The organism is Streptomyces similanensis, from assembly GCF_039543625.1.
GTDB classification, from domain to species: Bacteria; Actinomycetota; Actinomycetes; order Streptomycetales; family Streptomycetaceae; genus Streptomyces; species Streptomyces similanensis.
Map to the genome: position 1 here is coordinate 1 of NZ_BAABKC010000136.1, position 21,067 is coordinate 21,067.

At 75.1% G+C, this 21,067-nt stretch carries 18 protein-coding genes and 1 tRNA gene; 11 read left to right on the forward strand and 8 right to left on the reverse strand.

Features of this window, described 5'->3' with window-relative positions; translation table 11 throughout:
• A partial coding sequence (locus ABEB07_RS36765; RefSeq protein WP_345672407.1) for a serine/threonine-protein kinase occupies positions 1-1,328 on the reverse strand: 1,328 nt, incomplete at its 3' end.
• Between the two features lie 89 nt (positions 1,329-1,417).
• A complete protein-coding gene (locus ABEB07_RS36770) occupies positions 1,418-2,194 on the reverse strand; it encodes an OBAP family protein (protein ID WP_345672408.1) in 777 nt (258 codons plus the stop codon).
• A 184-nt stretch (positions 2,195-2,378) separates the two neighbouring features.
• On the opposite strand from ABEB07_RS36770, the gene ABEB07_RS36775 reads away from it, so the two are divergent.
• The 5 genes from ABEB07_RS36775 to ABEB07_RS36795 all read left to right on the forward strand — a co-directional run bounded on the left by ABEB07_RS36775 (position 2,379) and on the right by ABEB07_RS36795 (position 9,390).
• Positions 2,379-2,855: a hypothetical protein gene (locus ABEB07_RS36775; RefSeq protein ID WP_345672409.1), complete on the forward strand. Its 477-nt coding sequence runs from the start codon at positions 2,379-2,381 to the stop codon at positions 2,853-2,855.
• Positions 2,856-2,985: 130 nt separating this feature from the next.
• A complete protein-coding gene (locus ABEB07_RS36780; RefSeq protein ID WP_345672421.1) occupies positions 2,986-4,272 on the forward strand; it encodes a Cmx/CmrA family chloramphenicol efflux MFS transporter in 1,287 nt (428 codons plus the stop codon).
• Positions 4,273-4,879: 607 nt separating this feature from the next.
• The gene (locus tag ABEB07_RS36785; RefSeq protein WP_345672410.1) at positions 4,880-6,352 is read left to right on the forward strand and encodes a hypothetical protein; all 1,473 of its coding nucleotides are present in this window, start codon (positions 4,880-4,882) and stop codon (positions 6,350-6,352) included.
• Positions 6,353-6,469: 117 nt separating this feature from the next.
• Complete coding sequence (locus ABEB07_RS36790) at positions 6,470-7,717, forward strand: AAA family ATPase (RefSeq protein ID WP_176147369.1); 1,248 nt, start codon at positions 6,470-6,472, stop codon at positions 7,715-7,717.
• A 425-nt stretch (positions 7,718-8,142) separates the two neighbouring features.
• Positions 8,143-9,390 carry a vWA domain-containing protein gene (locus tag ABEB07_RS36795; RefSeq protein ID WP_345672422.1) on the forward strand — a complete coding sequence of 416 codons (1,248 nt, stop codon included), beginning with the start codon at positions 8,143-8,145 and terminating at the stop codon, positions 9,388-9,390.
• Between the two features lie 36 nt (positions 9,391-9,426).
• On the opposite strand, the gene ABEB07_RS36800 is transcribed toward ABEB07_RS36795, so the two are convergent.
• Positions 9,427-10,155, reverse strand: a complete 729-nt coding sequence (locus ABEB07_RS36800) for a TetR/AcrR family transcriptional regulator (protein ID WP_345672411.1) — start codon at positions 10,153-10,155, stop codon at positions 9,427-9,429.
• A 35-nt stretch (positions 10,156-10,190) separates the two neighbouring features.
• On the opposite strand from ABEB07_RS36800, the gene ABEB07_RS36805 reads away from it, so the two are divergent.
• The gene (locus tag ABEB07_RS36805; protein WP_345672412.1) at positions 10,191-11,738 is read left to right on the forward strand and encodes an FAD-dependent monooxygenase; all 1,548 of its coding nucleotides are present in this window, start codon (positions 10,191-10,193) and stop codon (positions 11,736-11,738) included.
• A 305-nt stretch (positions 11,739-12,043) separates the two neighbouring features.
• On the opposite strand, the gene ABEB07_RS36810 is transcribed toward ABEB07_RS36805, so the two are convergent.
• Positions 12,044-13,003: an amidohydrolase family protein gene (locus ABEB07_RS36810; RefSeq protein WP_345672413.1), complete on the reverse strand. Its 960-nt coding sequence runs from the start codon at positions 13,001-13,003 to the stop codon at positions 12,044-12,046.
• A 403-nt stretch (positions 13,004-13,406) separates the two neighbouring features.
• Between ABEB07_RS36810 and ABEB07_RS36815 the strand changes: the two genes are divergently transcribed.
• From ABEB07_RS36815 to ABEB07_RS36830, 4 genes are all read left to right on the forward strand, one after another.
• Positions 13,407-13,697 carry a DUF4190 domain-containing protein gene (locus tag ABEB07_RS36815; RefSeq protein WP_164584172.1) on the forward strand — a complete coding sequence of 97 codons (291 nt, stop codon included), beginning with the start codon at positions 13,407-13,409 and terminating at the stop codon, positions 13,695-13,697.
• A 443-nt stretch (positions 13,698-14,140) separates the two neighbouring features.
• Positions 14,141-14,560: a TOBE domain-containing protein gene (locus ABEB07_RS36820; RefSeq protein WP_164584171.1), complete on the forward strand. Its 420-nt coding sequence runs from the start codon at positions 14,141-14,143 to the stop codon at positions 14,558-14,560.
• 277 nt (positions 14,561-14,837) lie between these two features.
• Positions 14,838-15,749, forward strand: a complete 912-nt coding sequence (locus ABEB07_RS36825) for an AurF N-oxygenase family protein (RefSeq protein WP_164584170.1) — start codon at positions 14,838-14,840, stop codon at positions 15,747-15,749.
• Between the two features lie 15 nt (positions 15,750-15,764).
• Positions 15,765-17,420 carry an FAD-dependent oxidoreductase gene (locus ABEB07_RS36830; RefSeq protein WP_345672414.1) on the forward strand — a complete coding sequence of 552 codons (1,656 nt, stop codon included), beginning with the start codon at positions 15,765-15,767 and terminating at the stop codon, positions 17,418-17,420.
• 83 nt (positions 17,421-17,503) lie between these two features.
• Here the strand turns inward: ABEB07_RS36830 and ABEB07_RS36835 are convergent.
• The 4 genes from ABEB07_RS36835 to ABEB07_RS36855 all read right to left on the reverse strand — a co-directional run bounded on the left by ABEB07_RS36835 (position 17,504) and on the right by ABEB07_RS36855 (position 20,733).
• A tRNA-Met gene (locus tag ABEB07_RS36835) sits at positions 17,504-17,577 on the reverse strand.
• Positions 17,578-17,838: 261 nt separating this feature from the next.
• The gene (locus tag ABEB07_RS36840; protein WP_345672416.1) at positions 17,839-18,033 is read right to left on the reverse strand and encodes a zinc-binding dehydrogenase; all 195 of its coding nucleotides are present in this window, start codon (positions 18,031-18,033) and stop codon (positions 17,839-17,841) included.
• A gap of 42 nt (positions 18,034-18,075) precedes the next feature.
• A complete protein-coding gene (locus tag ABEB07_RS36845; protein WP_345672418.1) occupies positions 18,076-19,449 on the reverse strand; it encodes an MFS transporter in 1,374 nt (457 codons plus the stop codon).
• 597 nt (positions 19,450-20,046) lie between these two features.
• Complete coding sequence (locus tag ABEB07_RS36855) at positions 20,047-20,733, reverse strand: TetR/AcrR family transcriptional regulator (RefSeq protein WP_345672419.1); 687 nt, start codon at positions 20,731-20,733, stop codon at positions 20,047-20,049.
• A gap of 126 nt (positions 20,734-20,859) precedes the next feature.
• Between ABEB07_RS36855 and ABEB07_RS36860 the strand changes: the two genes are divergently transcribed.
• The coding region (locus tag ABEB07_RS36860; RefSeq protein ID WP_345672420.1) for a carboxyl transferase domain-containing protein at positions 20,860-21,067 on the forward strand (208 nt) is incomplete at its 3' end.

Genomic DNA, 21,067 nt, shown 5'->3' on the forward strand with positions numbered 1-21,067 from the left:
GCCGAGGACGCCGCGGTCCGCGCGGACGCCGTGGCCCGCGGGTCCGCCGACCGGGCGGCCACCGCGCGGCCGGACGACGTGGCGGCGGTCGTACCCCGGTGGCGGAACCGGTCGGTCGCGTCCATGACGGTCCACGCCCAGCTCGTCACCAGCACCGCGCCGCCCGCCACCGCGGCGGCCGCGATCAGCGCGGTACGCCGTCTGCGGGGCCGCCGCGCCCCGGGCTCCGGCGGCCGCGAGGGCCAGGCCGGCGGCGCGCCCACCCGCGTCGGGGCCGGCACCGGACCACCCGGTACGGGGCTCGGGGCCGGGATCGTCGGCAGGACCGCGCCCCACGGCGGTGTCGGAACCGTCGGCAGGACCGCGCCCCCGGACGGTGTCGGAACCGTCGGCAGGACCGCGCCCCGGGGCGGCGTCGGTACGGGGCCCGGCGCCGGGGGTGCGGCGTCCGCCCCGGTGATCTCGCGCCATACGGCCGGCGCCGCCTCCCGCGCACCGTCCTGGTCGAGCTGCCGCCGGCACCACCGCACGATCTCGGCCGGGGTGGCGCGGTCCGCCGGGTCGGCGGCCAGGCAGCGGGCGAGCAGCGGACGCAGCTCGGCGGGCAGCCGGGTCAGGTCGGGTGCGCTGTGCACGATCCGGTACAGCACGCTGACCGCCGGACCGTCGCCGTACAGGGGCTCGGCCAGCGCCGCGAAGGCGGCCGTCTGACCGAGCGCGAAGACGTCGGTGGCCGCGGTGACCTGGTCGGCGGAGGCCTGCTCGGGGGCCATGAACGAGGGCGTGCCGACGGCGGCACCGGTGGCGGTGTGCGCGGTGACGCCGGAGGCGAGCGAGATGCCGAAGTCGATGACGCGTGGTCCGTCGGCGGCCAGCAGGACGTTCGACGGCTTCAGGTCCCGGTGGACGATTCCCACGCCGTGGATGGCCTGGAGGGCCTCGGCGACGCCGGCCATGAGCCACAGCAGCGCCGGCGTCGGCAGCGGCCCGCGCCGGGCGACGGCCTCCGTGAGGGAGGGGCCGGGCACGTACAGCGTGGCCAGCCAGGGCGGCGCTCCGTCGGCGTCGGCGTCGATCAACTCGGCGGTGTAGGCGCCGCGGACCCGCCGGGCCGCCTTGATCTCCCGGCCGAACCGCTGCCGGAAGGCGGGGTCGTCGGCCAGTTCCGGCCGGACCACCTTGAGGGCCACCGGCCGCCCGCCCTGCGTGTGCGAGAGGTAGACCCGGCCCATGCCGCCCGCGCCGAGCCGGGCGGCGAGCCGGTAGCCGCCCACCACGGGCGGGTCGTCCGCCTGCAACGGCTGGAACACCTCGGTCGCGTACGTCATCGGCTGCCGCCCCCCATATCCCTCGTCCCGGCGAGCCTACGGCCTGGTGGGAGGCGGGTGTTCGGGCGGGGCGGCGGGCGCGGGCGCGGCTACCGCCTGAAGTCCAGTTCCTCCAGCCGGGTCTGTACGGTCCGGCCGCTCTCCCACGGGTTGGCTCCGGGCGCCACCTCCGGTGTCGGGATGTCGGCCCGGTTGTCCCGCTTGTGCGGTGTGGAGAGGCCGAGCCTGCGGTCGCGGGCGTGGATCTGCGCCTCGTCGGCCTGCCCGTCCGCCGTCAGACCCATCATCAGCTGCGGGATCCCGTAGGGGAAGTCGCCGTCGCGGTCGTACTGCCAGGTGTGGAAGGTCTTGCCGTAGGTCGTCACCAGGTCCTGGAAGTAGGCGTGTTCGGCCAGGTCCGGGATGCCCGGGGCGGTGAGGATGCCGGACTTCACCTCGTAGTGGTGGCTGTGCCACAGCCGCTTCTCGTCCTCGGGCAGGGCGCGGAAGCGCTCCTCGGTGATGATGTACTCGATGCCGATGAGGCGGGCGTCGGGCGCGTTGCGGTCGAAGATGACGCACTGGTGCAGGTCGTGTCGCAGGTGGACGCAGAAGTGGCTGGCCTCCACCTGCCGGCCCATGTCGTCGGCGTACATGTGGAAGCCGTTGAGGTACGTGCTCATCGCGTCCAGCGGATGTTTCGGCTGGATGGCGCCGGCCGCCAGATCGAGCGCCCGGTGCTTGAGGGGGTGCCCCTTGCCGGTCCTGGCGATGCTCACCGCCTTGCGCCCGAGCAGCAGCCCCGCGGCCGTCGCGGCCCCGGCGGCGGCCCCCAGCGCTCCGGCCCTGCCCCGGCCGGAGCCGCGCGTGCGGCCTTTTCCGTCCATGAAACCCATAGCTGCCGTAAATCCCATAGGTGCCGAATACCCGTGCTCCGGGCACCGAACCGGGAAGGCCGGAGGCCGGGCCCGGGAAGGCCGGAGGCCGGCCCGGGAGGCGGTCTTCACCACACACCGACTTGTCGTGTACATTGCGCCGGCGCGGTCCCCCGCCCACCCCACCGGAGGAAACATGCACGCTCGCAGAGTCCTCGTCCCCGCCGCCCTCGCCCTGGCCTCCCTGGCCTTCCTCGCGCCCGAGGCCGACGCCAGCGGCACCAAGATGAGCCAGTCCGCCGCGGCGAGCAAGCTCAGCGCCGCGGGCATCACCTGGAGCTCCAGCGGTCACTGCACGACGCGCTCCAACTCCACCTGTACGTCGTTCGACCAGATCAACTCGGGCACCGTCGACGCCATGGTCACCCTCAAGCGGGCCAGCGGGTGTGCCATCAACATCACCGGCGGCACGGAGGTGGGACACGCCTCGGGCACCTACAGCCACTACAACGGCTACAAGGTGGACACCTCGCACAACTCGTGCCTGGACTCCTACGTGAAGAACAGCTTCACCTACATCGGACTGCGCGGCGACGGCTACCCGCAGTGGCAGGCCGCCTCCGGCAACCTGTACTGCGACGAGGGCAACCACTGGGACATCACCGTGTACTGAACCGTGCGCCGAACCGTGTGTTGACGGGCCGCCGCCGGGCGTGCGGGGGAGGGCGCGGGGAATGACGGGAGCGAGAGCGTCGTTGGCACCTGTCATGCGCGCATCTTCCGCACGGCCCCCGGCACCCCGCATGCCGCTCGCCGTCTACATCCTCGGTCTGTCCGTGTTCGCGCTCGGCACGAGCGAGTTCATGCTCTCCGGGCTGCTGCCGCCCATCGCCGAGGACATGGACGTGTCCATCCCGCGCGCCGGACTGCTGATATCGGCGTTCGCGATCGGCATGGTGGTCGGCGCGCCGCTGCTCGCCGCGGCGACGCTGCGGCTGCCGCGCAAGACCACGCTCCTCGCCCTGATCTCGGTGTTCGGCCTCGGCCAGGTCGCGGGCGCGCTGGCGCCCACGTACGACATCCTGTTCGTCTCGCGGGTGGTGAGCGCCCTGGCCTGCGCCGGCTTCTGGGCGGTCGGCGCGTCCGTCGCCATCGCGATGGTGCCGGTGACCTCGCGGGCCCGCGCGATGGCGGTGATGATCGGCGGACTGTCGATCGCCAACGTGCTGGGCGTGCCGGCCGGCGCGTTCCTCGGCGAGCACCTGGGCTGGCGGTCGGCGTTCTGGGCGGTGGCGGTGGCGTCCGCGATCGCGCTGGTCGGCGTGCTGACCCGGATCCCGCGCATCCCGCTGCCCGAGCGGCACTCGGCGCTGCGCGGCGAGCTGGCGATCTACCGGGACCGGCAGGTGTGGCTGTCCATCGGCGTGACCGCGCTGGCGGCGGGCGGCGTGTTCTGCGCCTTCTCCTACCTGGCGCCGCTGCTCACCGACGTGGCCGGCCTCGCGGACGGCTGGGTGCCGACCGTGCTGGCGCTCTTCGGCGTCGGTGCGCTGGTCGGCACGACGGTCGGCGGACGGGTCGCCGACGCGCACCTGTTCGGCGTGCTGCTCTCCGGCATCAGCGCCTCCACCGTGCTGCTGGTCTCCCTGGCGCTGTTCGCGTCGAGCCCGGTGGCCGCGATCGCCCTGTCGTTCCTGCTCGGCTTCTCCGCGTTCTACACGGCCCCGGCGCTCAACGCGCGGATGTTCAACGTGGCGGGCGCCGCGCCCACGCTGGCCGGCGCGACGACGACGGCCGCGTTCAACCTGGGCAACACCGGCGGCCCCTGGCTCGGCGGCACGGTGATCGACGCGGGCTTCGGCTTCGCCTCCACCGCTTGGGCGGGCGCGGCCATGACCTTGGTGGCGATCGCCCTGGTGAGCGTCTCGCTGCGGCTGCACAGCCGGTCCCGCGTCGTGCGCACCGCCACGCCGCGCGGCGCCCGGGAACCGGTCACGCCGCACGACGCGGCCCCGGCGGGAGCCGACGGCGCGCCGGTGACCTGCGCGACCGCCGTCGGCGACGACCGGCCGGTGCCCAGCCGGGACTGACGGGGCGGGATCAGGAAGCCACCTGGGGGCAGACGCCCTCCGTTGTGCCGCCCGTCGCCGCTGATGTCCCCGGTCGCCCCGGCCGCCGGCGCGAACCCCGTACCGCTCCTGACGGACCATCACAGTCCAGACGACGTAGTCGTTCTCGGCGCTCTGCACGCTCGGCGTGTCCGGCGAGGAGAACGCGCCCGGCCGGAGTACCCCGGTGACGGTGAGGTCGGGCAGCCACCGTCCGCCGTCCACGTCCCGCAGCCGCACCCGGCCGTCGTACGCCAGTGCGGCCGGCGTCCGCCGCGGAGGGAGGCGTCCCGGCCCGCGCGACGGAGCGCACCCCGCGCCCCACCGGCACCGGCACCGGCACCGGCACCGGCGAGTCGCCCGCCTCGCGGATCCGGACCCGGGCCATTCGCTCGTCCCGGCCCCGTCCGACACGGGCACCTCAACGGCATGCATCACGCCCTCGTCATGTCGCAGACGTCAACTACTGTGACAGGGGCGGGACTTCATTTAATCAGGAGGGACTTCGGCGACGGTGTGGTTAGATGTCGGCGATGAAGAACTCCTCCTCGTTCGGATGGGGGGAATCGTCCACGCAAGGTGAGTGCTGATGGCACCTCACCTTCCGTCCGCGATTCCGACCCGCCTGTTGATGTGGCAGCGCGTACGCGAGTACGCCGTGCCACCGTCCATGATCGAGACCGCGACCGCACGGCGTGTGGTCGGCGACTGGGCGGGCGCGTGCGCCGCCGCCCGCATCGACGTCGATCTCGATCTGCGCGCCGTGCGCGACCGCCACGGCACCGATCTCGTCCGGCTCCTCCGCGCCGACCTGCGCCGTCTGGCGCCGGATCTGCTGCGCTGGCACATGCCCCGGATCGCCCCCGACGGGCGGCTCCGCCCCGGCGTCACCCTCTGTCTGGCCCGTTACCCGCGCTCCGGCGCCGTGCCGCCCGCTCTGGTGGTGCGGACACCACCGGCCTGGGCGGACGCGGGACAGCGGATGTCGCTGGCGCTGTGGGAGGGGCCGGGTGCCGGCCCCCCGGGGCGCCCGGGACGCCGCCCGCCCGCACACCCGTGCTCACACCCGCATCCACACCCCGACCGGCGGTTCCGGCTCGATCTGCACCGGCACCTGTGGGACTCCGGCCGCAGCGGCGAGCTGGCGCTGCGGTGCGGCGCGGACGCGGTGTCCGCCGTCCGGTCCGATCCGCCCGTCGACCCCGACTCGCCGTGGGCGACGAACCGTTGGGCCGCCGAGGCGGAGTCACTGCTGCGGGCGGAGGGGCGGCCGCGCGGCGCCTTCACGGTACGGCTCGGTGCGCGCGGCCCGGCGGTGCTCGAACTCGTCGCCCCCGACGACGGCCACGTCCCCTCCTTCCGGCCGCTGCGGGAGGAACTGCCGCCGCAGCGGGTCGCGGCGCTTCCGGTGCTGCCGGAGGCGGCGGCCCGGGTCCTGCCGGACCTGGAGCTGCTGCGGGCCGGTCTGATCACGGCCGGCCGCCTGCATCCGCTCGTCGCCCCGGCGCTGGCCGGCTGCGACCGGCAGCAGGCAGCCGCCGCCGCGCCCGAACCGGGCGATCCGCACCGGGTGGAGTGCCGGGGCGAGGTCCACCGGATCGCGCTGCGGGACGGAGTGCTGACGGCGGTCGATCACGACCTCGCCCAACTGCGCCGGGAGGAGCTGCTGGTGGCGCTCGGCGGCCCGGGGCTGCCCTGCCTGCGCGCGATCGACGCGGCGCACCGCAGTCCGGAGGCGCTGCCCGCCGTACGGGAGCGGCTCGGCCACGGTGATGTCGCCGGGGCGCTGGCCGTGGTCGAGGGGCTGCTCGGGCCCGGCGCGGTGCTGCGCGACGGGCCACTGCGGACGGAACTGGAGTCCGCCGCGGCCCGCCGTGTCGACCACGGGCTGTTTCGGTCGGGCCTGGTGGGCGGGAACCCGTCCACCGGTGCGGCAGGGGGCGGCTCGGGTACGGGGCGTGGCGGGGCGGACCGCCGTCACCGGATCAACCGCCGTACGCCGCCCGAGATCCGCAGCAGGCGCGGCAGCCGGACCCGGCCGCGCCTGGCCCTGCCCGACTGACCGGCCGTCTCCGACTCCCCTCCTTGACCCGGGTCTTGGGCGTGGCACGCCCTCGACCCACCCTTTTCCTCCGGGACGCGCTGTCCCGCTCCCTTCTCCCACCCGAGGTGATGCCCTGTGTCCTCACGTACCGCCACCGGCGCTCGACTCTCCGTCGCCGAAGACCTCCTGTCCCTGCTGCGGACGACCACCACCGAGCCGCGTCCCGACGAGCAGTTGGAGGCGCTCACGCTGGCCGTCGCGGCCGATCTGCCCGTGCTGCTGTGGGGCGAGCCGGGCATCGGCAAGACCGCCGCCCTCACCCAGCTCGCCGCCTCCCTCGACCTGCCGCTGACCACCGTGATCGCCAGCGTCCACGAGCCGTCCGACTTCTCCGGGCTGCCGATCGTGGGCGACGACCCGGCGGTCGAGGGGGTGCCGATGGCTCCGCCGCAGTGGGCGGTCGAGCTGGTGCGGGCCGGGCGCGGACTGCTCTTCCTGGACGAGCTGTCCACCGCCACCCCGGCCGTGCAGGCCGCGCTGCTCCGGGTGGTCCTGGAGCGGAGGGTGGGCGCGCTGCGGCTTCCGCCGGGGGTGCGGATCGTGGCGGCCGCCAATCCGCGCGCCTCGGCGGCGGACGGCTGGGAGCTGAGCCCGCCGCTGGCCAACCGGTTCGTGCACCTGTACTGGGTGCACGACCGGGAGGTGGTGGTGCGCGGGCTGGGCGGCGTCTGGCCCCGGGCGGAGCTGCCCCGGCTGATCGCCGGGCGGCTGCCGGAGGCGGTGGCCTTCGCCCGGCGGGCGGTCTGCGGCTTCCTGGAGGCGCGGCCGACGCTGATCCACCGGCTGCCGAACAGCGAGACACGGCGTGGCGGCGCCTGGCCCTCGCCGCGGAGCTGGGAGGCCGCGTTGACGCTGCTCGCCTTCGGCACGGCGGCCGGCGTCTCCCGGGACGTGCTGGCGCTGCTGGTGCGGGGCGCGGTGGGCGACGGGCCGGGGCTCGAACTCCTCGCCCATCTGGACCGGATGGAGTTGCCGGACCCGGAGTCGCTGCTGGCGGATCCGGGCGCCGCCGAGCTGCCGGAACGCGGCGATCTGCGGCAGGCGGCGCTGGAGGCGGTGGTGGCCGCCGTCGGGGCGCGGCCGGAGCGGGCGAGGTGGGAGGCGGGCTGGGCGGTGCTGGTGCGGGCGCTGGAGACCGGTGCGCCGGACCTGCTGGTCGCCCCGGCGACGACGCTGGCCGCGCTGCGGCGCGACGACTGGGAGGTGCCCGAGGCGGTGGAGCGGCTGGCCGCGGTGGTCGGGCTCGCCCGGCGTGCGGACCGCTCCGTGGAGCGCGTCGCGGCGGCGGCCGGCGCGGGACGCGCGACGGGTGCGCGCCGATGAGTCCGCCCACGGAACACCCCGGACCGCAGCAGGCCCCGCCGCTCCGCCCCTCGACCGAACCCACCACAGACCACCCCCGACCTGGGCAGGCTCCACCGGCGCGCCCACCGATCACACCCACCACAGACCATCCCCGACCTGGGCAGACTCCACCAGCCCGCCCCCCGATGACGCCTCCCGCGGACCACCGCCCGACGCAGCGGACCCCGCCGTCCCAGCCCCGAACTCAGCAGACCCCGCGACACCGACTCCCGCCGGCGCCACGCCCCGCACCGCCACGGCCGCCGTCCCGGTCCGCGCCGCCGCGGTCCGTACGGGTCGTCCCGCCGGGGACGCCGGGCGGTCCCCGCGACGTGGCGGACACGGCGGGCACCGCGGACACGGCAGGCGTGCGGACCACCGACGCACCCCTGCTGCCGCTCGACATGGACAAGTTGCTGGCCGCCCGGCTGCACGCGGTGAAGGTGCGGCCGTACCTCGCCGACGCGCTCTTCGCGCTGCACGTGGTCGAGGACCGGTCGGTGCCGACGATGGCGGTGGACGCGCACTGGCGCTGCTACGTCTCCCCCGGCTTCGTCGCCCGGATGCCGCTGGCGGAACTCGCGGGCGTGTGGGTGCACGAGGTGTCCCACCTGCTGCGCGATCACCACGGGCGGGGCGAGCGGTACGCGCGGCAGTACGAGGCGGAGCCCGGGCCCGGCGGGCGGCGCGGGCCGGGCGGCTGCGCGGCCGAGGGCTCGGGCAGGCTGCGCCGGAACATCGCCGCCGACTTCGAGATCAACGACGACATCTACGGCCGCGGGCTTCCGCTGCCGGCCGGCGCGGTGCTGCCGTCGCTGCTACGTCTGCCGACGGGGCTGCTGATGGAGGAGTATCTGCGCACGGCGTCGCTGTCCGCCCGTACCGCCGAGCTGGCCTGGCTGGACTGCGGCAGCGGCGCCGACGGGCAGGCCCGGCCCTGGGAGCTGGGACCGGACGGGGCGCACGGCCTCACCCGGCAGCAGCGGGACGCGGTCCGCTTCCGGGTCGCCGAGGGGATCAAGGGCCGGCCGGGCAGTGCGCCGGACGGCTGGCGCAGATGGGCGGACGAGGCGTTCCACCCGCCGCAGCCCTGGCGGCAGCTGCTCGGCGCGGCGGTGCGCGCGGCGGCGGGCGCGCCGGGGGCGGGCGAGAACCACAGCTACCGGCGGCCGTCGCGGCGTTCGGCCTCGCTGCCCGGAGTGGTGCTGCCGAGTCTGCGCCGTACGCCGCCCCGGGTGTGCGTGGTGATCGACACCTCGGGGTCGGTGAGCGACGCCGAGCTGGGCGGCGCGCTGCTGGAGGTCGCGGCGATCGCGCGGGCGGTGGGCGGCCGGCGCGATCTGGTCTCGGTGATCTCCTGCGACGCGGCGGCCGGGGTCGCCGTGCCGCTGTGCCGGGCCGAGAGCATGCGGCTGATCGGCGGCGGGGGCACGGACCTGCGCTCGGGGTTCGAGCGGGCGCTGCGGACGAGGCCGCGTCCGGACGTGATCGTCGCCCTGACGGACGGCCAGACGCCGTGGCCCTCCGCCCAGCCGTCCTGCCGCACGGTCGTCGGCCTCTTCCCGCGCCCCGCCGGGGCCGCCGACGAGCACGACCCGGACTACGTCCCGGACACCCCGCCGTCGTGGGCGCGGGTGGTGACCATCGGCTGAGCGGCCCGGACGCCGGTCGGCGAGCTAGTCGGCGAGCTAGTCGGCGAGCTGGGTGGCGAGGCCGTCGAGGAGCCAGTCGAGGACGCGTTCGAAGGACTGGGGCGGCGGGGCGTGCCGTGCGGGGTCGGCGGCCCAGCGGCTGAAGTGGGGGTGGCCGCCCCGGGCCGCGACGCGTTCGAGGTAGGGGGCGGCGGCGGCGCCCAGGTCGCGGTCGGAGGCGAGGCCGGCGCGGGCGCGCATGGCCCGTTCCTCCAGGAGCGCGAGTCCGGAGCCGAGGACGTGGCCGAGCACCGTGTTGACGAAGCCCATGCGGGTGGCGGCGTCCAGGCCGAGCGGTTCGAGTTCGGCGAGCGCGTCGTCGTACAGGCGCAGGGCGTGGGGGCCGAGCGGGGGGCGGCTGAAGGCGAGCCGGGCGAACCAGGGGTGCGCGCGCACGGCCTGCCAGCCGGTGCGGCCGAGGGTGTCGAGCGCCGCCCGCCAGCCCTCGCCGCGCGCCGCCCGGATCAGGCCGTAGACCTCGTCGGCCATCAGATCGGCCAGTCCGTCCTTGCTGCCGACGTAGCGGTAGAGGGCCATCGGGCTGCGGACGCCGAGCCGGGCCGCCAGGGCGCGCATGGTGATCTCGCCGGTCGGTTCGCGGTCGGCGAGTTCCAGCGCGGCGGCCACGATCCGCTCCCGGCTCAGCTGCTCGGTGGCGCGCGGGGGCGCGGGCTCGTCGAACCATACGAGTCCGCCGGTCGGAGGCCGGTCGTCGGAAGGAGTCATGGTGACCGAACCCTACGTCGTGTACGTTGTACACCATGAGTGGACAACGTACACCGACGACCGAGGTGCTGATCGTGGGCGGCGGCCTGGTGGGTTTGACGGCCGCGCTGGTCTGCCGTCACCACGGGCTCGCGGTCACCCTCGTGGAACGGCGGGCGACGACCTCGCCCCAGCCCAAGGCGCGGCGCTTCCATGTGCGGAGCATGGAGGTCTTCCGCGAACTCGGCCTGGCGCGGGCGGTGCACGAGGCGGCCCGCGATCTCGCCGGGCACGATCGCATGGCCGCCGGACGCACGCTCGCCGAGGCCGAACTCCTCCCGCTGTGGCGGCCGTCGGGGCCGGCCGGCTCGGAGGTCGAGGTGAGCCCGGAGCCGCCGTGCCTGATCGCCCAGGACACCCTGGAGCCGGTGCTGCGCGAGGCCGCGGTGGCGGCGGGCGCGACGGTGCGGTTCGGCGCCGAACTCATCTCGTTCGCACAGCGGCCCGAGGACGGCGAGGTGGTCGCCGCCCTGCTCGACCGGACCACGGGCCGCCGGGAACGGCTGCGCTGCCGCCGCCTGGTGGCCGCGGACGGCGCCCGCAGCCCGGTGCGCGCGGCCCTCGGCATCGGCCGGTCGGGCCGGGGCCCGGTCGGCGAGCCGAGCGTCAGCGTCTACTTCCGGGCCGACCTCGGCGACGTCGTCCGCGACCGCGCCTTCAACCTCTGCCGGCTCGACCACCCCGACGCGCCCGGCCCGCTCGCCTCGGTCGACGGCCGGCACCGGTGGGTGTTCATGACGGCGGGCGACACCGCCGGCCGCGACTGGCCGCGTCTGCTGCGCACCGTGCTCGGCGTGCCGGCGCCCGGCCTGGAGGTCCTGAGCGTGCTGCCGTGGCGGGCCGAGATGCGCGTCGCCGACCGCTACACCCACCAGCTCGTCCACCTGGCCGGCGACGCCGCACACGTCATGCCGCCGTTCGCGGCCAGCGGCGCCAACACCGGCATAGCCGACGCGCACAACCTGGGCTGGAAGCTCGCCGCCGTCCTGCGCGGGCGGGCCGCCCCGGCCCTGCTGGACAGTTACGACACCGAGCGCCGACCGGCGGGGTGGTTCGCCGCCGACCAGTCCAGCCGGCGCAGCCAGGCGCTGAGCGACCCGGCCGCCCCGCCCGATCCCACCCTCGCCCACCCCTACGTGCTGGCGGCCGGCGGCTTCCAGTACACCGAGGGGGCGCTCGCGCCCGGCCCGGCGGACGCCGCGGACCCGGAGCCGGTCACCGAGTTCGCCCCGGCCGGGCGCGTCGGCACCCGGGTGCCGCACCGCTGGCTCGACGAGCGGCGCACCCGCTCCACCCTGGACCTGGCCGGGCCGCACTGGGCCCTGCTGGCGGGCCCCAGCGCCCGCGTCCCCGACCGCCTCACCATCCCGGGTCCGTACGCGGCCGCACTCGCCGTCCACCGGAGCACGGCGGACTTCCTCGCCCCGGACGGTCTGACGCTGCTCCGGCCCGACCACGTGGTCGCCTGGCGCGGCGCCGGCCCGGACGCGGCCACCGCCACCCTGGCCGGCCTGCTGGCGTGCGATCTGCCGCCGACAGGGTGAGTGGTCAGTGACAAGTTCGAGCGGGTGCGCGCCCTGCTCGTCGGCGGTCCGCGGACGCGTTGAGCGCGCGACCCCCGGTGCGCGGCGCGGCCCCGGCGCCCCCGCCCGGCTCCGGCGGGCGGCCCGGAGCCGGGCCAGGGTGTCGGCGTAGAAGGCGGCCGTGCGCGCCGGCCGGTCGTCGCCGAGCAGGTCGTCGGTGAGGTCGTGGCCGCGCCGGGCCAGGCGCCAGGCGGGTGAAGGAGGCGAGGTCGGCGGTGACGGTGTCGATGTCCGGCATGGCGTTCCTCCTCCGTGCGAGGCCGCGGTCACCGCGCGTCCGCGGCGAAGAGGCGGTGCGCGTTGCGGGTGGTGAGGTCGCGCCAGGTGGCGGCGTCGGCCGGGGCGGGCGCGGCGTCGACGGTGGCGACCTGCGCGAGCGCGGCCTCGGCGGGCGTCCAGCAGTAGTCGCTGCCGTAGAGGAGGCGTTCGGTGCCGAAGGCGGCGTCGAGGGCCGGGATCTGGCGGGGGAAGGGCGTGCCGGCCATGTCGTACCAGAGGCGGCCGAGCTGTTCCACCGCGCCCGGCGCGTCCTCGGGGCCCTCGCCGAAGTGGGTGCGGAAGAGTTCCATCCGGTCGGCGAGCAGCGGCAGCGCTCCGCCGCCGTGGGTGAGCACCCACCGGATGCGCGGCCGGCGGCCGAGGACGCCGCGGAAGAGCAGGTCGCTCGCGGTGCGGGCGGTGTCGAAGAGGAACTCCAGCATCGGCCGGGGGCGGCCCAGGGCGAGGTCGTCGGCGTGCGGCGGCGAGGTGGGGTGGACGAAGACGACGGCGCCGCGCCGGTCCAGGTCCTCCCAGAGCGGTTCGAGGCGCGGGTCGCCGAGGTAGACGCCGTGGTGGTTGCTCTCCACCGTGACGCCGTCCGCGCCCGGCACGTCGAGCGCGTGGGCGGCCTCGGCGAGCGCGCCCTCGACGTCGGGCAGCGGCAGGGAGGCGAAGTGGCCGAAGTGCCGCGGGTGTTCGGCGCGGACGCGGGCGCCGAACTCGTTGACCTCGCGGGCCAGCGCGCGGGCCGCGCCGTCGTCCCCGAAGTGCACGCCCGGGGACGAGATCGACAGGTAGGACTTCTCGATGCCCGAACGCTCCATCAGGTCGAGGTGCGCCGCCACGCTCCAGTCGGGCCAGCCGGGCATGCCGTCGGGATGCTCGATGCCGGCGGCCCGGGCCGCGCCCACATAGCCGTCGGTGACGAAGTGGGCGTGGACGTCGACGAGTCCGGTCGGGGTCATACGTGTGTCTCCATTGCTCGGGATTGCTCGGGGTTGCTCGGGATTGCCGTGGGGTGCTCCGGAGCGGGTGCGGGTGCGGGGTCGCGTGTCTATGAGGCTGGTCCCGGTCGGCCTCGACCGCCACCGCAGGAAGCGGGGTCGTACACCGGCGCCCGGGATCCCGAGGGACGGAACGGCGTGAACAGCGTGCGGGAAGGCAAGCGGCCGGAGATCCCCGTCGAACGCCTGCTCCAAGGCGCCGGCGTCGAGCAGGTGGCCGCACGGACGGAGGCACCGAAGCCGTAACTGCGCGAGCGCGCATGCTCGTTGGCTGCCGGGGCATCCGGGTGGTGAAGGAAAAGTAAAGCCGGCGTGGGCCCCTGGGGCGCGCGCACTCGGCCCACACCTACTCCGGGAGTATCTGATGTCGGGTTATGGCAACCCCTCCGCCGCGTCCTCCGGTTCGCGCACCAACGGCCTGGCGGTCGCAGGTCTGGTCTGCGGCATCGTCGGTCTGTTCTTCCTCAACGTCGTCCTCGGCCCGCTGGCCATCATCTTCGGCGGGATCGCGCTGCGGCAGACGGCGGGCGCGGGCGGCGGGCGCGGGATGGCCAAGGCGGGCATCGTCCTGGGCATCGTCGACCTGGTCATCTTCTTCGTGCTGCTGGCCGTGGCCGCGTCCAACGGCGGCTTCACCTGGTACGTCGGAAGCTGACCGGGGCCGCCGCCCCCGCACAGACGACAGCCCCACCTCCGGATGCCGGAGGCGGGGCTGCTGTGGAGCGCCGGGCAGGCCTTGCACCTGCATTTCCCCGCAGGAAGCGGGGCGTCTTTCCTTGGACCACCAACGCGCGGTCGGTTCACCGCAGTTGCGGCGACCGGCTCTGGATCGAGCATAGCGCATGTGTGCGCACGGGTACGCACGGGAGACGGGAAGTGGGGCGGCCCCTGTCCAGGGCGCAGAAGTGCGGGGCCGCCCACGCCTTGTCGTCCTGTCAGCACAAGGCTTTGCCAGGCTAGACCGGAACCGCCGTCCTCCGCTCGTCGCCTGCGCCGACCGGATGACGGCCGCGCGGCGCCGCCGTCGCCGGACTACCGTGGGCCGCACATCATCCAGCGAAGGCGAACCGAGCCCCCGTACCCTGCGAGGCGTCCACCATGAGTCTGAGCATCCGCAACCAGCTCCCCGGCACCGTCACCTCCGTCACCCGGGGCGAGGCGATGGCGACGGTCCGGGTGCGCCTGGGCGGCGGGCAGATCGTGACCGCCGCCGTCACCCGGGACGCCGTCGAGGACCTGAGCCTCGACGAGGGGTCCGCGGTGCGCACCCTGGTCAAGGCCACGGAGGTCGCGCTCGCCACCGGCCCGGTGGAGGGCCTGTCCATCCGCAACCGGCTGCCCGGCACGGTGCGCGAGATCGCCACGGGCGCCGCCATGGCCTCGGTGCGGGTCGCGGTGGAGGGCGCCGAGCTGACCGCCGCGATCACCCAGGACGCGGTCGCCGATCTGGGCCTGGCGGAGGGCTCCGCCGTCACCGCGCTGTTCAAGTCGACTGAGGTCTCCCTGTCGGCGGCCTGACCTCGCCCTTCTCCAGCTCCCCCACTCCTTGGGGCGAGAAGGGGCCGTACGGCTCCTTACTCGGGGGTAGGCACGCGCCATCGCTTGTTATACATTCAGTCTAACAAGCGGTGGCGCCTCCGTCGTGTCCCGGTGACCCCGGTACCGCCGACCGAGCCGGCGCCGCGCGCCTTCGCGGTCGTGGGCCGGCGTACGTGCGTGCGCCGGGGCGCGGACCCACGAGCGACGACCCTCGTCGGCGACCCAGGTGCCGCGCCTGTCGACCCAAGGAGCTCAGATGGCCAGCAGTACCGTACGACCGGAAGTCCAGCCGTCGCGCGCCTCCGCCGTCGCGCAGCGCCTGCTCGACTCCTCGGCGACGCTCTCCTACGACCCGCAGGCGGAGGTCGACTGGGAGACGCCGCTCGACAAGGGCTACCACGGCGCGAGCCCGGAGTGGAGCACGCTCTACGGCACCGCGTACTGGGACGAGATGACCGAGGCGCAGCGCAAGGAGCTGACCCGGCAGGAGGCCGCCTCGGTGGCCAGCACCGGCATCTGGTTCGAGATGATCCTCCAGCAGCTGGTGCTGCGGGACATCTACGCCAAGGACCCCACCGACCCCGAGTTCCAGTGGGCGCTGACCGAGGTCGCCGACGAGTGCCGGCACTCCATCATGTTCGCCCGCGGCGCCAAGAAGCTGGGCGCGCCGGCGTACCGGCCGCGCCGGGCCGCCGTCGAACTGGGCCGCGCCTTCAAGACGGTCGCCTTCGGCGAGGCCGCCTACGCCGCCATCCTGGTGGCCGAGGAGGTGCTCGACGTGATGCAGCGCGACTGGATGCGCGACGAGCGGGTGGTGCCGTTCGTGCGCACCATCAACAACATCCACGTCGTCGAGGAATCGCGGCACATGAAGTTCGCCCGTGAGGAGACGCTCCAGCGCCTGGAGAAGGCGGGCTGGGTGCGCCGGCAGATCCACGCCTTCGTGATCGCCGTCGCCTCCTACGTCATCGTCACCAGCATGGTGAACAAGAAGGTGTACGCCAACGCCGGGCTCGACAGCGCCCGCGCCATCGCCGAGGCGAAGGCCAACCAGCACCACAAGTCGATGATGCGGTCGAGCTGTTCGGGGCTGATGAGCTTCCTCGCCTCCGCCCGGCTGCTCACCCGGCCCGCCCTCGCGTTCTACAAGCGCGCCCACCTGATCTGAACCGGACCGGCCGCCATGACCTACGTCATCACCCAGACCTGCTGCTCGGACGCCACCTGTGTCGCCGTCTGCCCGGTCAACTGCATCCACCCGACGCCGGAGGAACGCGCCTTCGGCAGCACGGAGATGCTGTACATCGACCCCAAGTCCTGCATCGACTGCGGCGCTTGCGCGGACGCCTGCCCGGTGGACGCGATCTCGCCGGCCGACCGGCTGACCGGCGCGCAGGCGCGGTACGCCGAGGTCAACGCGGCGTACTACGCGGACGCCGAGCCGGCGCCGGTCGCCGGCGACAGCCCCAACTTCCATCCCTGGGGCGCCCCGGCGTTCGCGCGCACGCTGCCCGCCGACTTCCGCCGGCTGCGCGTCGCCGTCGTGGGCACCGGCCCGGCCGGCATGTACGCCGCCGAGGACCTGCTGCTGCACACCGACGCCGAGGTGACGCTCATCGACCGGCTCCCGGTGGCCGGCGGCCTGGTGCGCTACGGCGTGGCGCCGGACCATCCGGCGACGAAGCGGATCGGCGAGTCCTTCGCCCGCTTCCACACCCATCCGCGGGTCCGGATGCTGCTGGGCGCCGAGGTCGGCAAGGACGTCACGGTCGAGGAGATCGCCGCGCACCATGACGCCGTCGTCTACGCGGTGGGCGCCTCCGGTGACCGCCGACTGGACGTTCCGGGCGAGGAGTTGCCGGGCAGCGTCTCGGCCACGTCGTTCGTCGCCTGGTACAACGGCCACCCGGACGGCGCCCCCGACGGGATCGATCTGTCCGCCGGGCGCGTCGTGGTGGTCGGCACCGGCAACGTCGCCCTGGACGTCGCCCGCATCCTGGTCTCGGACCCGGACGAGCTGGCCGGCACGGACATCGCCGACCACGCGCTCGCGGCGCTGCGCGCGGGCAGCGTGCGGGAGGTGGTGCTGCTCGGCCGGCGCGGTCCCGAGCACGCCGCCTGCACCCGGCCCGAGTTGCTGGCGCTGAGCCATCTGCCCGGTGTCGAGCTGGTCGTGGACGACCACGATCCGCGCATCGCCGAGGCGCTGGCCGCGGCCGGCCCGCAGGACAAGGCCGCCCTGCTGCGCGACGCCGTCCGCGAGCGGGTCGACTGGACGCGGCCGCCGGCCGCGGACGGCGAGCGCCGGATCGTGTTCCGCTTCCACTCCGCGCCCGAGGAGGTGTGCGGGGACGGCGCGGTGCGCGGCATACGTGTCACCGGGGGCGACGGCGGGACGGAGATCGGGGCGGGCATGGTGCTGCGGGCGATCGGCTACCGGGGCGTGCCGGTGCCGGGGCTGCCGTTCGACGCGGCGACGGGCACCGTGCCGCACGAGGCCGGGCGGGTGGCCGGGAAGCCGGGCGCGTATGTCGTGGGGTGGATCAAGCGCGGTCCCTCCGGCGGCATCGGCGCGAACCGGGCGTGTGCCGCGGAGACCGTCGGGACGCTCCTCGCCGACGCCGTCGCCGGTGCGCTGCCCGCACCGGAACACTCGGCCCGGGCGTTCCAGCGGCTGGTGCGGCGGCGCAGCGGTCACCTCGTGGACGCGCGGGGCCTGGCCGCCATCGAACGGGCCGAGCTGGCCCGCGGCAGCCGGGGCGGCAGACCCCGCAGCAAGCTGGTGACGGTGCCCGAACTGCTCGCCGCATCGAAGGGCCGGCTCGGCTCGCCGCGCTGAGCGGGCCGCCGGGTACGAGCCGGGCGGCACAGCGGCCGCGCACGAAGAAGGGCCCGGATGTCTCCGGGCCCTTCTCCTTCTCGTAGCGGGGACAGGATTTGAACCTGCGACCTCTGGGTTATGAGCCCAGCGAGCTACCGAGCTGCTCCACCCCGCGGCGTTGACACCACTCTACACGGGTTGAGAGGGGGCTGAGCACCACGGGGGCGGCGGGCACGTGCGGGCTCCGTACCTGTGGTCGGTGGTGGTCGCTCCCGGGAGCTTCTCCGCCCTCGGCACAGGTCGCCTCCTCCGTGACCGCCCGGCTGCTCGTACCCATCCGTCGTGATCACCTCGACCCGCTCCGGCACGGCCCACGGCTGACGCGTCAGGGAATCCGAAGCCTCAGCAGGGTTCACCGCTGACGGAGCGGCTCGACCTACGGCGCGGGTCGCGGCGCCGCGACCTCCAGCACGAGCTTGCCCGTGGTGGCGCCGGACTCGATACGGCGGTGCGCCTCAGCGGCCCGCTCCAGCGGCAGATCCTCGGTCCGGCCCCGCCATTCCCCCGCCGTGGGGGACCCGGGAAGCGGCGCCCTGTCCTGCGCGGTCAGAGCGGCGGTCGCGCCGGGCACGGCCACCGGGCGGGACGACCGACCGTGCACAAGTGGCACCGGTCAGGCGGGCGGAGTCGCGCGGGGGGCGACGGACTCTTCCGCCGCCTCGGACGCCGGGAGCGGTGCCCCGTCCGACGTGGACGGTGCGTCCCGGGTCAGGCGGCGGTCGAGCCGGGCCGTGCCGACGGCCGCGGTCACCACCAGGCAGCCGACGGCCAGGGCCAGCCGCGGATCGAAGCCCGAGAGCGTGCCCGCGAGCGCGGTGCCCGCCGCACCGGCGACCATCTTGCAGCCGGCCATCGTGACGAACACCTGCGCGCGGGCGGCGGGCGGCGCGTACACGGACCGCACGGCGAGCGTCGCGGTGAACAGGACCGCGCTGGTCGCGCCGGCCAGGGCGAAGGTGACCACGGCGATCGCGTAGTCGGGCGCGGCCGCGCACAGCCCGACGGCCACCGCGTTGGCGCCGATCAGCCGGACCGCCAGCCGCTCCGGCTCGCCCCGCAGCGGGAAGACCGCGGTCAGCAGCGCGCCGCACAGGTTGCCGACGCCGTAGGCCGCGCCCAGTGCGGCGCCCGCGCCCGCCGAGTGGTGCAGCGCCCGTCCGAAGACGACGGCGATCACCATCACGCCCGAGGTGCTGACCGAGGTGAGCATGGTGGCGACCATGACGCGCCGCAGCGGCCCGCGGGTGACCACCACGCGCAGCGCCTCGCGCACCGTCAGGGCCTCGCCCCGGGGCCCGCCCGCGCCCCGCTCCCGGGGCAGCAGGACGAGCAGCAGCCCGGCCAGCACGGCCGCCGCGCCGAGCGCGACCATCGCGGCGAGCGGTCCGGTCACACCGGCCAGCACCGCGACCGCCGCGGGCCCGATGACATTGCTGACGCCGTAGGTGGCGGAGTCCCAGCCCTCGGCGCGGCGCTGCGCCCGCTCGTCACCGCCGACGAGCGGGGCCAGGCGGCTGCTGAGCCCGCCGGTCATCAGCGGGGTGGCCAGCCCGCCGAGCGTGATCAGCGCCGCCACCACGGGTGTGGCGGCGCGGCCGAGCAGCAGGGACCCGCCGGCCAGGGCGAGCCCGTGCACGGCGAACGCGACGGCCAGCAACACCCTTGTGTCGCGGGCGCCTTCGAGCCGCCGGGCCAGCCACGGGCCGGCGACGTTCGGGATCATCAGCAGGGCGGCCAGGACGCTGCCCAGGGTCGCGCCGCCGTGCGGGTGCCGGGCGAGGGTGAGGGAGACCAGGCCGACCGGCGCGCCGCCGCTCGCGGAGCGGACCAGGGTGGCGGAGGCCAGGTAGACGGCGAGGGCCGTACCGCGTCGCGCGGGGCGGGGCCGCGTCGCGGCGCCCGTCGCGGCCCGGTTCGGGGACGTGCCGCCTCGCGCGGAGCGGGACGCGCGCTCGCGGGTGCGCTGCCGGTCGGTGTCGTCGTTCACCTGCCCTCCGTCGCGCGGTGGGTCTCGGGCCCTGCTGTCCGGGTCCGCGTCGGCAGGACCGGGAGATGGCTCATCGGCGGTGTCCTCGGGCTCGGTGGAACGCGGTGGCCCATGCCGACTTCCCCGTCCGGGCGTTCGACACCCTGAACCCGGGACGGAACGGCGGATACCCGCCATGCGCCGCAGCGAGTTGGAGTTCGCCCGGCGTCCGACTCGCCTCCGGCGCGAGCGCGTTGACATCGACGGAACGGAGAAGTCGGAGCTACCTCTCGGCTTCCGCAGACCCGGCGTGCCCCTGCCGGCGGCGGTCGTCTCGCACCCCGGACCGCGTCGGCGCCCTGGGCAGCTGCGCCTCCGGCGGCTACGTGCCCTTCGCCGCGCGGACCGACCGCCGCGTCAAGGCCGTCGCCACCGTCAGCGCCGTGTCCCCGTACGACAAGGACGAGCACGTCACACCCGCCGTCGCCAGGCTCGCCGCCTTCTCCGGCCGGCGCCCGGCCGGCTGTCCCGTCGCCGCCGGGCACGGCGGCACACCGACACCGGACTCCGGGACCGCCCCGCCCCGTCCACGGTCCCGGAGGCCGGCGTCGTCGCGTCTCAGCGCCCCGTCCCGCCCTCGACCAGGCGCCGCAGCGAGGGCAGCAGCGCGTCGAGGTCCTGGCCGGTGCGGAAGGCGACCACGGTGGTGCCGCCGCCGTCGCCGTCCGCCGGGGCGCCCGGCGCCGGGAACAGGGCGAGCACCTCGCCCATCGCCTCGTCCAGCTCGGTCACCGGATCCGCCGACTCGCCGCGCAGCCAGCGGCGCAGCACGTGGTTGTGGGCGGCGGCGACGGAGGCCGCCATCAGCTCGGCGCGCAGCGACGCCGACTTCGTCGGGTCGCCCATCCAGTCGGCGATGAACTCGCGGAACAGCCGCTGGTAGCGGGCCACGCTCGCGATCTCGCGGTCGCGCAGGGCCGACACCTTGCTGGTCAGGGCGTAGCGGCGGCGGGCGAGGTCGCCCTCCTCGATGTAGTGCAGCAGGACCAGGCGGACCGCGTCCGAGACGGCGACGAGGGCGGTGCGGTGGCTGGAGGTCGCCAGCCGGTCGCGGATCAGTTCGAGCAGCCGGTCGTGGTCGGGGAAGATGACCGCTTCCTTGGACCGGTAGTGCCGGAAGAATGTGGTCCGTCCCACTCCGGCCCGTTCGGCGATGTCGTCGACGGTGGTCTGCTCGTATCCGCGCTCGTCGAAGAGGGCGAAGGCGGCGTCCGCGAGTCGGATCCGCGCCGGTGGCTTGCTCATGACCGCACATCCTCTCCCGTCGTGGCCCCTGGTGGCCACTTGCCCCGCTCAACGGTACTGAGTACCGTATTACAGAGATCAAGTACCAGATAGCCTTCCGACCGACGAGACCCGGTGGTGCAGCCCGTGACCGACATCGACCTCCACACCACCGCGGGGAAACTCGCGGACCTTCAGCGGCGCATCCAGGAAGCGACGCACGCCGGCTCCGCACGCGCCGTCGAGAAGCAGCACGCCAAGGGCAAACTGACGGCCCGTGAACGCGTCGAACTCCTCCTGGACGAGGACTCCTTCGTCGAACTCGACGAGTTCGCCCGGCACCGCTCCACCCACT